At 57.9% G+C, this 13896-nt stretch carries 16 protein-coding genes; 1 reads left to right on the plus strand and 15 read right to left on the minus strand.

The window, feature by feature from the left end:
• Nucleotides 1-29: 29 nt before the first annotated feature.
• The 9 genes from MNU25_RS13125 to MNU25_RS13165 all read right to left on the minus strand — a co-directional run bounded on the left by MNU25_RS13125 (nucleotide 30) and on the right by MNU25_RS13165 (nucleotide 8429).
• A complete protein-coding gene (locus tag MNU25_RS13125; protein WP_240986844.1) occupies nucleotides 30-662 on the minus strand; it encodes an anthranilate synthase component II in 633 nt (210 codons plus the stop codon).
• A complete protein-coding gene (locus tag MNU25_RS13130) occupies nucleotides 643-2355 on the minus strand; it encodes an anthranilate synthase component I family protein (RefSeq protein WP_240985483.1) in 1713 nt (570 codons plus the stop codon). Before MNU25_RS13130 ends, MNU25_RS13125 begins: the two co-directional genes overlap by 20 nt.
• 511 nt (nucleotides 2356-2866) lie before the next feature.
• Nucleotides 2867-3229, minus strand: coding sequence for a chorismate mutase (aroH, locus tag MNU25_RS13135; RefSeq protein ID WP_240985484.1), 363 nt, complete (start codon nucleotides 3227-3229; stop codon nucleotides 2867-2869).
• A 77-nt stretch (nucleotides 3230-3306) separates the two neighbouring features.
• On the minus strand, nucleotides 3307-3732 hold the full coding sequence (locus MNU25_RS13140; protein WP_240985485.1) for a HutP family protein: 426 nt from the start codon (nucleotides 3730-3732) through the stop codon (nucleotides 3307-3309).
• 384 nt (nucleotides 3733-4116) lie between these two features.
• Complete coding sequence (locus MNU25_RS13145) at nucleotides 4117-4707, minus strand: hypothetical protein (protein WP_240985486.1); 591 nt, start codon at nucleotides 4705-4707, stop codon at nucleotides 4117-4119.
• A gap of 41 nt (nucleotides 4708-4748) precedes the next feature.
• Nucleotides 4749-6008, minus strand: a complete 1260-nt coding sequence (locus MNU25_RS13150; protein WP_240985487.1) for a BaiN/RdsA family NAD(P)/FAD-dependent oxidoreductase — start codon at nucleotides 6006-6008, stop codon at nucleotides 4749-4751.
• A 31-nt stretch (nucleotides 6009-6039) separates the two neighbouring features.
• Nucleotides 6040-7083, minus strand: a complete 1044-nt coding sequence (locus MNU25_RS13155; protein WP_372503618.1) for a 4Fe-4S dicluster domain-containing protein — start codon at nucleotides 7081-7083, stop codon at nucleotides 6040-6042.
• Between the two features lie 71 nt (nucleotides 7084-7154).
• Nucleotides 7155-7859 (minus strand): FadR/GntR family transcriptional regulator, encoded by a 705-nt coding sequence (locus MNU25_RS13160; protein WP_240986846.1) that lies wholly within the window; start codon nucleotides 7857-7859, stop codon nucleotides 7155-7157.
• A gap of 105 nt (nucleotides 7860-7964) precedes the next feature.
• Nucleotides 7965-8429, minus strand: coding sequence for a hypothetical protein (locus MNU25_RS13165; RefSeq protein WP_240985488.1), 465 nt, complete (start codon nucleotides 8427-8429; stop codon nucleotides 7965-7967).
• Between the two features lie 168 nt (nucleotides 8430-8597).
• On the opposite strand from MNU25_RS13165, the gene MNU25_RS13170 reads away from it, so the two are divergent.
• Nucleotides 8598-9110 (plus strand): hypothetical protein, encoded by a 513-nt coding sequence (locus MNU25_RS13170; protein WP_240985489.1) that lies wholly within the window; start codon nucleotides 8598-8600, stop codon nucleotides 9108-9110.
• 9 nt (nucleotides 9111-9119) lie between these two features.
• Here MNU25_RS13170 and MNU25_RS13175 read toward each other — a convergent pair whose 3' ends face one another.
• The 6 genes from MNU25_RS13175 to ytfJ all read right to left on the minus strand — a co-directional run bounded on the left by MNU25_RS13175 (nucleotide 9120) and on the right by ytfJ (nucleotide 13894).
• On the minus strand, nucleotides 9120-9878 hold the full coding sequence (locus MNU25_RS13175; RefSeq protein ID WP_240985490.1) for a pseudouridine synthase: 759 nt from the start codon (nucleotides 9876-9878) through the stop codon (nucleotides 9120-9122).
• 24 nt (nucleotides 9879-9902) lie between these two features.
• Nucleotides 9903-11333 (minus strand): ArnT family glycosyltransferase, encoded by a 1431-nt coding sequence (locus tag MNU25_RS13180; protein ID WP_240985491.1) that lies wholly within the window; start codon nucleotides 11331-11333, stop codon nucleotides 9903-9905.
• A complete protein-coding gene (locus tag MNU25_RS13185) occupies nucleotides 11330-12184 on the minus strand; it encodes a glycosyltransferase family 2 protein (RefSeq protein WP_240985492.1) in 855 nt (284 codons plus the stop codon). The genes MNU25_RS13180 and MNU25_RS13185 overlap by 4 nt, the downstream gene beginning before the upstream one ends.
• A gap of 70 nt (nucleotides 12185-12254) precedes the next feature.
• Nucleotides 12255-12791 carry a spore maturation protein gene (locus MNU25_RS13190; RefSeq protein ID WP_240985493.1) on the minus strand — a complete coding sequence of 179 codons (537 nt, stop codon included), beginning with the start codon at nucleotides 12789-12791 and terminating at the stop codon, nucleotides 12255-12257.
• Nucleotides 12788-13369 carry a nucleoside recognition domain-containing protein gene (locus MNU25_RS13195; RefSeq protein ID WP_240985494.1) on the minus strand — a complete coding sequence of 194 codons (582 nt, stop codon included), beginning with the start codon at nucleotides 13367-13369 and terminating at the stop codon, nucleotides 12788-12790. The genes MNU25_RS13190 and MNU25_RS13195 overlap by 4 nt, the downstream gene beginning before the upstream one ends.
• A gap of 84 nt (nucleotides 13370-13453) precedes the next feature.
• Complete coding sequence (gene ytfJ, locus MNU25_RS13200) at nucleotides 13454-13894, minus strand: GerW family sporulation protein (protein WP_240985495.1); 441 nt, start codon at nucleotides 13892-13894, stop codon at nucleotides 13454-13456.
• Nucleotides 13895-13896 lie beyond the last annotated feature (2 nt).

Below are 13896 nucleotides of genomic sequence, written 5' to 3' on the forward strand. Positions count from 1 at the left end.
CTCCTTTCTCAGCTCATCTTCGTTAATATTTAACCGTACTTTCGCTCCGGGCCGGGGGCGGCCGTGTTCCCCTCCACCACGCTCAGGAATGTTCGCAGGATCGTGTCCCCGTCCGGTGTCAGAATGCTTTCCGGGTGAAATTGCAACCCGTAAAACGGGTATTCCCGGTGTTCTATCCCCATAACCAGACCCTCTGCCGTTTGGGCCGTTATCGCCCACTGCGGACCGAGACTTTCCTTCTCCACCATCAGAGAATGGTAACGGCCCGCTTTAAACCCTTGTTCCAAGCCGGCGAACAGGCCCTCCCCGCAATGATAAACGGCAGATGCCTTCCCGTGCACTATCTCGGGCGCCCGGACCACTTGGCCGCCGAAAGCCATGGCCAGGGCCTGATGTCCCAGGCAAACACCCAAGATCGGCAGCGCTCCGCCGCCCCGGGCGGCCCTTTCCCCCAATTCTTGCACTAGTTCCAGGGATATGCCGGCTTCCGCCGGAGTGCAGGGACCCGGTGAAAGAATGATGCCGGCGGGTTTCTCTGCTAAAATCTCCGCGACCGTTCTTTCGTCGTTGCGCCAGACCCGCACCTCCTCTCCCCCCAGGCGTCCCAGAGCCTGAGCCAGGTTGTACGTGAAAGAATCATAATTATCGATCACCGTCAACAACTTCATCCACCGCTTTCATCAAAGCCATCGCCTTCTGGAGCGTTTCCGCATACTCTCTTTCCGGCTGAGAGTCGTAGACTATTCCCCCGCCGGCTTGGACATTTACCGTATCCCCGCGAACCTGCAAAGTGCGAATGGTGATGCAGAAATCGACATCCCCGTTCCAGCGCGCGATCCCCAGGGCGCCACCGTACGCTCCTCTGCGTTCAGGCTCCAATTCCTGCAAGATTTCCATGGCGCGGACTTTGGGAGCACCGCTCAGAGTACCGGCCGGAAAAACCGCTTTCAGAGCCGAAAGACCGTCTTCCCCCCGGCGCAATTCTCCTTCTACGGTGGAGACGAGATGCATGACATGGGAGAAGCGCTCCACCTTGGCATATTGACTGACCTTGACACTGCCGCAGCCGGCTACCCGCCCGATGTCGTTCCGCCCCAAATCCACCAGCATGGCGTGTTCGGCGTTCTCCTTGGCATCGAGGCGCAATTCCTTTTCCCTGGCTTTATCGACCGCTTCACTGGGACCCCGCGGCCTGGTCCCGGCAATCGGGCGGGTTATCACGCGCTTTCCCAGCGTGGAGACGAGGAGCTCGGGAGAACTTCCGACCAAAGTCTCCTTCTCTCCCTCCAAATAAAACATATAGGGGGAAGGATTAAGGAGCCGCAGCCTTTCATAAATCCGCCAAGGGCTGGCTTTCGCCCGGCGGGAAAAGCGCTGGGAGAAAACCCCCTGAAAAATATCTCCCGCCCGGATGAATTCCTGAATCCGGCGAACCTTCTCCAGATAAGAAACGCGGTCCATGTTGCTCCGCCAAGGCTCAGGCGGCTTTTCCTCCCGGGGAGGACCCGGGACCGGCCCACCCGCCTCCGCCGGCCGCACCGGTTGTCTCTCAAGTGCCGCCCCCCGCGGTCCACCGGCAAGCGATCCCTCAGCCGGCAGTATCGGTTCTCCCCGTTCGGGCGGCGCCGGTTCTTCCGCGAACTGTACCCCTACGGGCTGTTTAGATCCTTCGGGAGAGGGTATTTCCCTCGCCTCCGAAGAGCAGCCCCCCTCCCGGGAGCCAGACACACCCCGTCCGGGGATTTTCAGGTCCGGCCCAGAGTTTGTTTCGTCTTGGTCTATTCCCGCGCTCCCGAGAAAATCCGTGATCGCGCGACCCCAGCCGGCAAGGAGGTCCTCCGCTCCGGCCCTTGTCTGCGCGAATACTTCCAAAACCAGGCGGTCCTCTTTGGGCAGCCAAATAATATTCACCGGGCAGGCGCGGAAGAAATACGAGGGTGCGGCCGCGGTAGACCGGGGTTTTTGCCAGACAAGCCCCCACTCGTAATCAAAATAGCCGATCAGTCCGCTCTCCAAAGCGGGGGCGCACGTTCCCCCGCCGCAGGGCTGACAGTTCCGGCGCCAGGCCCGAAGAAATTCCCTCAGTTCCTCGAGCGGATCGTGTCCCGGCCGGTATTTACCTGTCACCGGCCAGCCTTGGCCGAACCCCAGATACGAGCGTTCGTGCTCGCGTTCCTGCCCTTCCAGGACGAACCGGCAGGGCATTCCCAACCGCTCTCCCAACCGGGCCAGCTGCAAAATTCCCGCTTCCGGCCGGAACTTGGCACTGATTGAGCCCCATTCCTGACTTGCCGCAAACACTTTTGTGCTCAGCTGTTCCAACTCCTGACTTGCGAGCAGCACCTTTCTCCTCACCTCAGCTTTCTCTCCCGGCATCATACGCCGGGATTCAAAGAAAAATAAAAAACCAGCACTCAAATGAGTGCCGGTTTCATTACACCAGAACCTCATCTCAGCTCAACTCAACTGCGCGGAACCCTCATCTCTGCTAAAACTCAACTAGTTGTAAATTGTGACTTAGTAGTCAAACTGCGGACCGGCTTGCCTAACTCTAACTCTGACCTAACTCTGACTCTGACCTAACTATAACTATAACTCTAACTCTAACTCTACACTAACCGCTGAACTCGGAATCTGCTCCCCTAAGCTCGAATCGACTCTAAACCTCCAGCGAACTTTAAGCCCAATCCCTATGCTGCACCCTAAACCTGCTTACCCACTTAACCCTGATCCAAGCAAAGGCTGTTCGCTCCCAGTCAGTAACTCTCCCTACATCAAGTATATAGGAGAGGGGTCTTTTCCGTCAATACCCATTTTAAAGATCTCTACACCCAGATGTTTTGCCTAATCCACTCACCTAACCCCTTCACTGGGCCGCCAAATCTTTGCGCAGACTCACGGCCCGGCGGAGATAAATGTGGCGTATCTCTTTCTGGGTCAGTTCCGTGTTGACATGGAGCAAAACCCTGATGCAGAGCGGCATGGCACCCTGCACCGGAATCTCCGTGGAGCAGAGCAAAGGGACGCGTTCCCAGCCGATCTCCCGGGCAAAAGAAGCGGGAAATTCCGCATTCAGATCCGGGGTCACAGTGAAAACAGCACTCACGATCTCCTCTAACGCAAGATTGTTCTCCCTGACAATCGCCTGGAGCAATTCCTGGGTCGCCGTCCGAATCTCTTCCGCCGTATTTTCCTCCACGCTAGTGGCTCCTCTTATTCCCCGCACCATAAGACCCACTCCTTTCCTTCCCGTCTTATCCTTCCGTCCGGTCCCAGCCTCCGCCCTTCCCGTCCTTCCTGTCCTGCCTAGAGGCTTTCTTTGGGTGCCGCCCGGTGGCCCAAACCCATGGCCACTTCATCCAAGTGCAAGAGCCCGACCCCAAAGAAAATAGCCACGGTCAGGTGCTCGTCACGCCGCGCAACCCCGATTTTGCCGCCCACATTGAGCCCTATGGCTTTAGGCATGATCTGGGTCAGCGCTTCACGCGTCGCTCCCGCAACCGCTCCTTCGTCTCCGTGGGTCTCCTTGATCACCCCTTCGCGCTTGGCAGCCACCACGGCCCGCTCGATAATTTTCTTCACGGAACTTACGTAGTCCCCGCCGTAATCCACGGCCGCGGTCTTAATCCCCTGCCTGGCGAAGAACTCCTTAAGTTCAGTCTCTTCCTCCCGGCTTTCCGTCATTGCCATCTTCAGGGCAGCCATCGCTACCCGTTTGCTTTGGGCAATCATAAACTTAACCCCCCATCCTCGCAGAAATACCGCTCTCCGGATATAAGCGGCTCATACTTTCCAAACAGGACAAAAAAGACACCTTGCCCGGTGCCTCGCTCCTCCTAAGCCCACCGTCCTTCCCCTATGCCACCTATGTACCCGCCAAACACTTTCTTCACCGTACTACCGGGCCGTCTCCCAAAAAACCGGCCCTGCCTGGAATGAATTATAATCTCTCCGCTACCCTATTGCAATATCCGACGTGCGCGGACTTCAAGCCGGGTCCCATTTTCTCCGGCAGAAACGGTGGGGTCTCCTAACCTCCATCTCGCCGCTATCGCGGCGATTCAAACGGTAACCCTTTTGCGGCATGGGTGTCTGTACCCGAATAGTTACCCTTCTCTAAGGGCTCACCGGAAGCGTCTGAACGTTGCCGTCAATGAGGTAGGCCCGATTAAGAGGCGGCTGCCGCAAACGGCTGTCCTCTTGCGCAACCTGAACGCGCACCGGTCCTGTGACCGCACGCCCATCAAGGAGGACTTCCCCTTTGAGCACCTGCGTGTTCAAGGTTCCCCGACTGAGATCCCCAATTAAGCGGCCGTTTTGCCAAACCCTGACGGCGGCAGGCGGTTCAGCCCGCAATACCAGTTGGTATTCCTCCCGGCCCGGCTGTTGCCCGGGCTGTTGACTTGGCTGCACGGCTGCTTGCCAGTCCGGCTGCTGAGCCGGTTGCCGGGTCGGCTGTTGTGCCGGAACTCCGCCCGTGAGAGCGGAGGCCGGAACCGTAAGAGGCGGGTTCTCTACTTTCGCCGCCATGGCAAAATACAAATCCAACGGATTCCTGGCTCTCCCTATTTGGACCAGCACCAGCGCCAGGGAAGCGAGAATCATGACCTGAATCAATAGTTTTTCCAGGCGGTTCAGTCTGTTCAAGCGGTTCAAACGGTTCAAGCGGCTGGACACCGCTCCCCAAGGTCGGTACCTCCGGCGCATGATCATCCCCCCACGAACAGTCTATGCGCCGTGGGGCCGAGTCAGACCGAGCCTTGCGCATACCGTCCGGCGGCGCGCCCCGCCCTGTAACCCATGGCAAAAGCGGCCTGAAGGTTGTAGCCGCCCGTGACACCATCCACATCCACCACTTCCCCCGCCCAATAAAGACCTTGGACGCTTTTGGAAGCCATGGTCTTGGGGTCGATGGTTTTGACATCCACTCCACCCGCGGTCACGATAGCCGCAGCCAGGGGCAGAGTCCCGCTGACTGTCAAGGGCAGGCTTTGCAAGAGGGCCGCCAAAGACCGGCGTTCATTCCGGGTCACCTGGTGCACGACCTTGTCCGGGTCAATCCCGGCCAGCCTAATGATAACCGGGATCAGGCTCTGGGGCAAGAGGGCATTGAGCGCGTTTTTAAACTGCTTATTGGCAGCCTGGCTGAAATCGCGCTGTAAACGCCGGTCCAGTTGCTCGGGGTTGAGACCGGGTTTGAGATTAACTTCCAGTTTAACCCGCTTCCCTTGCCTGAGCGCGTCCCCAGCCAGCCGGCTCAAGGTCAGCACCAAGGGACCGGAAACCCCGAAATGCGTAAACAGCATTTCCCCCAAATCAGAAGCTTGTGCCCGACCGTCCACTTTTAAAGTCACCGCGACATTGCGCAAGGAAAGTCCTTGCAGTTCACTTACCCAACCTTCCGCCGTACGCAGGGACACCAGGGCCGGTCGGGGGGAGATCACCCGGTGACCCAGGTCTTGGGCAAAGCGATAGCCGTCTCCGCTTGAACCGGTTGCGGGATAGGTTGCCCCCCCGGTACAGACGATGACCGCCTTGCCGGGGTAAGTCCTGCCTCCGGCGACCCGGACGCCCCGCACTTTTCCCCCGACGGCAATCACCGCCTCCGCCGCCTGTCCGAGCTTGACCTCGACGCCGGCAGCCGCCAGGAACTTAGACAAGGCCCGCACCACGCTCTCCGCTTCGCCGGCAACCGGAAAAACCCGGCCGCCCCGTTCGACTTTAGTTTCAACCCCATAGCCGGCCAGAAACGAGCGCAGGCGCACATTGTCGAATTCGTGCAGTATCCCCTGCAGAAACCGTCCGTTACCCGGGTAGCAAGCACAAAAATCCGAGATGGGTTTGTCATTGGTGATGTTGCATCTGCCCTTGCCGGATATCGCAAGCTTGCGGCCCAGACGGTCATTTTTCTCAATCAAAAAAACGCGGGCTCCGCCGGCTGCCGCCTGCCCCGCCGCCATCATTCCGGCGGCGCCCCCGCCGATAACAAGGACCGTGTTCTCTGCCATGCTATTCCTTTTACTGTTCCTTTCTAAAAAATCACTCCGAGGCGGATGGCGAAGAAATATTGCCGTCCCCTTCGGGAGCGGATGTCGCGCAGGCTATGCACAACGGCGGCTCCGAATTGTCAAAAATCTGCTTACCGCAGCGGCCGCAATAACGCGGGCTCCCTTCGTGCAGGAGGATTTTCCCCGTCAGCACCCGGTGAGAAAACGGCTTGAGGACAAAATCCAAAGCCTTGGACTGGCAGATCTCGACACAGCGCCGGCACTGCACACACTGGATCGGCCGCAGCACCAGCTGCACTCGCCCCTCTTTTTCCCGTTTCTCCAAGGCCCCCTGAGGGCAAATCGCGGTACAAACCCCGCAACTGGTGCACGAAGTTCCGACAAAGAGGGCCTGAAAAGGAATTTCCTCTTCCGGACACCCTTCCAAAGCCTCGGCTAACCATTGACGGGTGCGCGGGATGTCATAAGTTTCGTCCGCGGCCAGTCCGGGCAGAAATCCCTCAACCTTCTTCCAGCCCAGTTCGCGCCATTCTTTTAATCCGGCTGGCCGCCGGGCACCCGGCAGTGAAGGCTTGACAACCTCCTCACCCCGGTCCGGCTTGACCTGAATTTGCACGAAGGGATGCTCGGGCCATTCTTCGTGCAACTGGCCAAAAATCTCTACCGACCGGGCGCAAGCCCGGCGATCTTCACATTCGGCACAAGCCCCGGTGAGAATACGCACGGGTTTAGAACGGGCCAGCAACATGAGGGTCAGCCACAGGTCTCGGTCCGCCAGGCCGAGACAGGGGATCTCCCAGCCCAAGGGAGCCGCCTGCGGACAATTTAGGACGATCTCCTCCGCTTGAAAAAGGTAATCGTGCAACCCGTCGCTTCCCCGATCGACAAAACCGTCACTGGGGCAAGCGGCCATACAGACCCCGCACTCCGTGCAGGTCGCCGGATCAAGCTTTCTGAATTCGCTGATCGCCTGGTGCGGGCAGGCGTCAATGCAGATACGGCAAGCCCTGGCAAACGGCTTCTTGACATTGAGACAATTATACGGATGATGCAACATCTGACTATTTACCGCCACCGCTTACACCCCCATTCATCCGGCCCCCAAGAATCTCCTCTTGCACTCCGTTTGACTGTTTCTTCTCCCGCTTACAAATCTTTCAGAGTCTCATTTTCCACTCCGATCAGATGGTCCAGCATCCGTTGACTCGCCTTCGCCGCATCGCGCTCGCGGACGGCTTCCAAAATACCCGCGTGTTCATGGTAGAGTTTTTCCAGCATCGACTTGGAGCTGAACATTTTCCTCCGGCTTATTTTCAGCGTCTGGTGCATCGTATCTGAAATTGAGTTCATAATGCGCACGAGGATTTGGTTGTGCGTCGCCTGGGTGACGGCAAAGTGAAAGCGGTGATCGGCCACTTCGCCCAACTCGCCCGTCTCCAGATCCTGGCGCATGATTTCCAAGGCCTCGGACATTTCCCGGATCTCAGGTTCCTCCGCGCGCTCGGCCGCCAACCTGACCGCCTGCGTCTCCAAAATCTTGCGCACTTCCATCAATTGCTCCACCGTGTCTTTCTCCAGGGCCAACACCCAGGCCAGCGGAGCCACTACCGAATCCATGTTGACATGCCTGACGTACGTTCCTTCACCCGAGCGCACCTCAACCAGCCCCATCATCTCCAAAGCGCTGAGAGCCTCGCGCACCGAAGCCCTGCTGACCTGAAGGCGCTCCGCCAGTTCCCGCTCGGAGGGTAGGCGATCGCCTGGTTTCAGTTTACCCCCCGCGACCAGTTTCCGTAATTGTTCGGCTATTTCTTCGTATATTTTGCGTGTCTTGATTGGTTTTAGCTCCAAATCTGTCATTCCTCATTTCCCGGCCTAGTGTCCAGACCTTTGCCTGCCAATCTCCAGTGTAACATGTCCTTTAGGCCGAAAGCTAGTGGGCATTTCAGGCAACTTTCACTGGAAAAGTCTCTGTTCAAGCGCGGCCAGTTCTTGTTGGTAAATCTGACTCAGCCGGAAAAGAAGCCGTTCCAGATCCAGACGATGAATGGTCACTTCTTCCGGACTGACAAACTCGATTTTGCGGAACTCCGGCTTGAGCAGGATGGGCAGCAGATCGTCCAGATTCTGCAAACGCAGCTTCAGAATGACCGGAGCGTAAGCCACATCCTTACTTTTGCGGCCTTTGTTCTCTCTCATAGTGTATATATCCGGGCTCAGATCAAAATCTTCGATGACAATTCCCTGGAGGGGCACATTGCGCAAGAGGGCCACTTGCTGCTCGCGGAACAGCTCTGCCATCTCCTCTCTGCCTTTTCCCCCGAAGAAAAAGCGGCTGCTCCGGGGCTCACCCTTAAAATCCAGGCGAACAAGTACTCGGATATGTTCTGTCAGGACTTCCTCACCGATACGAATTTTCACACTCCATCCCCCATTAGTTCTTTAATGATGTTCGCCCATAGCGCGCCGGGGATTTGTCCAGATCTAGATTCCAATATTCTACAAGAAATCCCTTTCTCCTTCTTCGCGCGCGTGAACCTCAACGCTTAAGGATATACTAGTGCCAACGCACACATAGGGGGAATGAAAATGTTAAGAACGGTTGTTGCTGTCTTCAAGGGACCCGCTCAGACCAAAGAGGCTTTGGAGGAAATCCAGGGGGAGTCATTGGCCAATAGCAAAATATCTCTGGTTGTCCGCCAAGACTTCCTGCGGCAGCGTAATTTTGCCGAGGAAATCGCCAGTGAACTTTCCTATCGTCCGGTGGAAAAAAACCTCGACCTATTTAACGCCTGGCTCGTCCAAGCTCCTCCGTTCGATATTCCTAATCTCGGGGTTACTTTGGCCGCCGGACCGATAGCCAACACACTCAGTCATTTGCCTGACGGCGCCGGCCTGGCGGACGCCCTCCTCAGCCATGGCCTAAGCGGTGAGAGAGCCCGGCACTACGAACACGAAGTCCGCACCGGTCATTATTTGGTCTTAGTTGAAACCGAGCGGGAAAAGGTCAATTCCGTGGCCAATGCCCTCTCCTCCTTCGGCGGGCGCGACGTCGAGAAATGGTCCAAAGAATTGGAACACCCGCTTTTCCCCGCCCACTAGGGTAAGACGTCAGTCTTCGTTGACATCAGCCGCCGGCAGACCTGTGATCTTCCTTAACGCTTCCACTTCCCGCCTGTTCAGGACCCTGAACAAGCCCGGTTTCAACGTGCTCTCCAGACGGATAGGGCCGAAACGAACGCGCTCCAGCTTCAAGACCGGATAGCCCAAAGCCGCAAACATACGACGCACTTGCCGGTTTCTGCCCTCGTGGATGGTGATCTCGACAATCTCGCACTCCCTTTCCCGGCCCGCTGTTCTGACCCGGGCCGGAGCGGTTTTTCCGTCCTCAAGGAAAATCCCCGTCCTCAGTGCCCGGAGGGCCTCGGGCGCCACCCTTTGCCGCAGTGTCACCCGGTAGGTCTTCTCCACCCCGTAGCGAGGGTGAGTGAGGCGATAGGCTAATTCCCCGTCGTCAGTCAGAAGCAAAAGCCCGGACGTATCAAAATCCAGACGTCCCACCGGATACACCCGAACCGGCACCCCGGACAGAAGATCCACCACCGTCGGGCGTCCCCGCGGGTCCCGGGCGCTGCTGATGACCCCGACCGGCTTATTCAGGAGATAATAATGCCGGCTTTGACCGGCGCGGACCGTATGGCCATCAAGGCGAACCTCGTCACTCTCCAGGACTTTCCTCCCCATATCGGTGACGATCAGGCCGTTGACCGCGACACGGCCGGCCCGGATCATCACTTCCGCCTGCCTTCTCGAAGCACAGCCGGCCTGAGCCAACAGTTTTTGCAGGCGAATTCCAGCCGCTTGTTCCATCGTGTCTCCTTTGACTCAGCCGGCTTACCCACTTTTGCCCGCTTCCGGCTCGGGGCGGGCGGAATGCCCCAGCCGGAAAATTCCGGGCCCTACTTCCGGGTAAAGGCGGCGAATTTCCGCTGTAAAGCCGGGAGGCTGCCGGGTATTGGGGGAAACGACCAGGTAGGCGGCGGCTGAATCCTCCACCTCGCGGACGCTTGCCGGCAGGGAGCCTCTACTCAACCTGAACCCCGGTGTCCGCGCATAATAAAGCGTCATGGGAGGGGAATCGCTAAGAAGCAAATACTGACCGGGCCGGAGATGCTTCCTCAGCCAGCCGGCCTGGACAAGATAGTCCGGATTCCAGGCATACCTCGGCGTAAGCAGGCGGAAGCCGTTAAAACAGACGAGACTCAGCACGACCACAGCCAGCACATTTCCCGGCGTGTCTTCAATTTTTCCCAATCCCCCGGCCGCCAGCAAGCAAACCCACGGGACTAGGGGAACGAGGTAATAATCCAGCGGAATGCGCAGGCAGACCACCGCCGCATAGAGCACATTGACCCCGCCCCAGATTAGCAAGGGCCGGCGGGCCGCCGCGGGCTGCCACGGCAGCAGACAAACTCCCAACAGGGCCGCCGTCAAGAGAATACGCGTGAATCCATTGTAGATATTAACCCCGAGGGCCACAGGAAAGAAGTTTTTTCCCGAAGCCACCTGCCGGGTGAGAATACCTGAGACAAATTGCCCTTGTCCCCGGGTGCCGAGATGCACCCAGCCATAGTATAACACAACCGGCACCATACTCACCACGAGGTAAAAAAAGAGAGCCCGCAAGAAGCCGGCTTTCGGCTGTTTCCGGGGCCAAAAAGCCAGCGTCAGGGCCACCGGCAGGAGCATCAATTGCGGTAATTTAGCCAGAGCGGCACCCGCAAACCCCAAAGCCGGCCCCAGAGGAAGCCCCCGCTGCCCGTTTCTCTGCCAGCGGGCGGCCGAAGCCAGGGCCCAGACGCTGAAGGCCTGGGCCACCGGCTCCGGCATCACCACCCGTCCATAATAGACTGCCAAAGGGGTGACCGCATAAAAGCCCGCGGCCATGAGAGCCATACGCTCGCCCAGGAGGCTCCGGCTCAGATCGTAGAGCCCCCACAGGGCCAGCAGGGAAAAAAGAATGGCCCAGAGCCGTCCCCAGATGTCCGCCCAACCAAAGAAAGTCCAGGTCCAGGCGAGAAGGTAAGGCAAGAAAGGGAACTCCAGCTCCACCTTCTGCGGCACGCTGCCATCATAGAGAAGCCGGGGAAAAAAGACGTTCGGGATATGGGTCAGATGCCCCAGCATGTTGAGCCCCATGCTGGCCGTATCCGCCTGCCTCCAGGCCTGGTCATCGAGCAGGGGGTTCATAAGTCCCCGCAGCCGCAGGCCGAGCGCCAAGGTGACGATACAGATAAAAATGAGCCGTTTTGCCGCCTTGTTCACTCTTCAACCCACTCTTCGGACCACTCTTCAGACCAATCTTCAGACCGTTCCCGCAAGCCCCCATATGCGGTGAACCGCCTGTGACGGAAAATCAAGGCGACATACCCTGAAATCGTGGCCCAAATCTTCATTTTACTTGCGCCCTGTTTCCGATCATAACGCAACTCAAAAGGAACCTCACTCCAGCTGCGGCAAAGCGGGGCCAGTTTGAGCAATAACTCCACCGTGGCAGAGAAGTCGGTGCTTTCAATCAGCCGCTCGCCGTAGGCGGCAAACCCTTTGCGTACCAGACCCAGCCGGTAAGCGCGAAAACCGCAGGAATAATCCCGGATGCCCGGAAGCGGAAACGCACACTTCATCACGATACCCGCGCCGCGAGAGAGCATACGCCTGAGCGGCGACAAACCTCTTTGTCTCCCGCCCGGGGCATAGCGGGAAGCGATGACCAGATCGTCTCCTTCCCGGATCCTCTGGTAAAGAAGAGGGATCAGCTCCGGCGAATGGGTATTATCCGCATCCAGGGTGACAATCACATCCGGCCAGGGGGCACCCGCCCCTTCCCGGCCCGCGGGACCCCCGTTTTCCGTCCAACCCCCGTGTTTGTACTCCAGCACCCGCCTGAAACCGCTGAGCAGGGCCGGACCCAAGCCCATATTCTCCCCGTGGCTTACAGCCTCGACCTGTTCGGAAAGGGACGTATACTCCCGTATAATGGTGCCGGTTTGATCCCGGCTCCCGTCATCCACGACAATGATCCGGTAAGGCAAGCCGCCGCAGGCTTTTTTTGTGTTCTCTAAAAGTGCCGGCAGTCCCTTCTCCTCGTTGTAGGCAGGCAAAATAATAAACAGCATACCACCGTTCCCCCTTTTGGTTCAACAGTAGTATGCTCCATGTCTGAAGGAATAAACCCGGCTGAAAGCGTTAAAAAACCTTGGTCACTATCCAGATGGCAGCCAAGAGTCCGACCAGGTCTGCCAGCAAACCCAGCTTCAGTGCATACCGGTATTTCCGGATTCCGACAGAACCAAAGTACACCGTCAGGACGAAAAACGTGGTATCGGTACTTCCTTGCAAAGTGGAAGCCAAACGGCCGATGAAGGAATCCGGACCGTAGCGGTAGATAAGCTGGGTCGCGACTCCCAGAGAGCCGGACCCGCTCAGCGGACGCATGATAGCGAGCGGGATAATCGCCGTCAGATTGGGGTCAAGCCCCAGGCGCAAGAGGACCGGACGCAAGGCTCGGCCCAACAATTCCAAGGCCCCGGAGTCGATGAAGATGCGCATGGCCACGAGCATCCCGATCAAAAAGGGGAGAATACGCACGCCGGTCTTAAACCCTTCCTCCGCACCGGAAACGAAGGATTCATAGACCGGAATCTTGCGCAAGAAGGCCACGACCGGTATGACCAAAAGCAAAAACGGAATCGCCCAGCGCGAAATCTCTCCCAGCGCACTCATGATTTTTGCCCGCGCCGAAAAAAGCGGTCCGCGATCATCGCAGCAGTCATCGCACAGCCGGTGGCAAAGATGGTGGGGCCGATGATCTCAGTCGGATGCGCCGATTGGGCTTTGAGCCGCACCGCGATAATTGTCGCCGGAACCAGCGTAATGGCCGAGGTGTTCAAGGCCAGGAACGTGCACATGGCCGGGCTGGCAACCTCCGGCTCCGGATTTTCTTTTTGCAGTTCCTGCATGGCTTTTAAACCGAAAGGAGTGGCCGCATTACCCAGGCCCAAAAGGTTGGCGCTCAGATTCATAATAATCGCGCCCAAGGCCGGACTGTCAGGTTTAAGAGAGGGAAACAAAAGGCGAAGGGCCGGTCCGAACAGACGCGCGATCCCTTGGACCAGACCCGCTTCCTCCGCCAAACGCATCAGCCCGAGCCACAGGCTCATGACCCCGATCAGTTCAAAGGCGACCTCCACTCCCATCTCTGCGGCTTTAAGGGCCGAGGCGGTCACCGTATCGATTCTTCCTGTGACCGCAGCTACCAAGATGCCGCCTGCCAGCAGAATAAGCCAAATTAAATTGACCATACCCTACCCCCCTCGTCTCAATTTATGAGACAGAAGGGTGAATTAGAATATGGACAGAGAGTGTCTCACCGGGTCGGCCCTGTCTCAGGTATCCTCGATCCCCAAGTCGTCTTCATCATCCCGCTTTTTCTTGAACAAACCGGACACTTTGTCGATGAGATCCGGAACCGTATCGATAATCCGTTCGACCACCGCGTTGCTGTCCACCGGCAATAGGCGCACCTGGCCGTTGCCGACCACCAGGAAACCGACCGGCTGAACGGACACACCGCCGCCGCTGCCGCCGCCGAAAGGCAGAGCATTCCCTCCCTGCTCCCCTCCGTTACCCTGGTCCTGACCCTGCTCATCCGCAGGCAGAAATTCGCTTCCGCCGGCAGCAAACCCGCAAGCCACCCGCGAGACCGGAATGATCACCGAGCCGTCATGCGTTTCCACGGGGTCTCCCACAATTGTATTCACGTCAACGATTTGCTGAATGCTTTCCATCGCTGTCTTCATGAGTGCTTCGATAGGATGATTGCCCATGG

Origin of the sequence: Acididesulfobacillus acetoxydans (assembly GCF_902729405.1) — a bacterium.
GTDB lineage: Bacteria > Bacillota > Desulfitobacteriia > Desulfitobacteriales > Desulfitobacteriaceae > Acididesulfobacillus > Acididesulfobacillus acetoxydans.